This is a genomic window from Alexandriicola marinus (genome assembly GCF_004000435.1).
Classification (GTDB): Bacteria; Pseudomonadota; Alphaproteobacteria; order Rhodobacterales; family Rhodobacteraceae; genus Alexandriicola; species Alexandriicola marinus.
Window position 1 is genome coordinate 1 of the sequence record NZ_RBVZ01000101.1, and the last position, 232, is coordinate 232.

Consider the following 232-nt stretch of genomic DNA (forward strand, 5'->3'; position numbering starts at 1 on the left):
CAAGCTTGATGAGATGGTTCTTCAGACGCAGCACCGGGTCGCCCAATGGCCAGGCGTCGGACTCCGCCTTCGGGCGGTAGGCCGACGGGTCGTCCGACGTGGAATGCGCACCGACCCGGTAGGTGACGTATTCAACCAGCGTCGGCCCGAGATTGCGGCGGGCGCGCTCGACCGCCCATTTCGCCACCGCATGAACGGCGAGATAATCGTTGCCGTCGACCCTGAGCGAGGG

At 65.9% G+C, this 232-nt stretch carries 1 protein-coding gene; it reads right to left on the bottom strand.

The window, feature by feature from the left end; genetic code table 11:
* Window positions 1-232: thiamine pyrophosphate-dependent enzyme (locus EP376_RS22850; RefSeq protein WP_240652501.1), on the bottom strand; the 232-nt coding region annotated here is incomplete at both ends.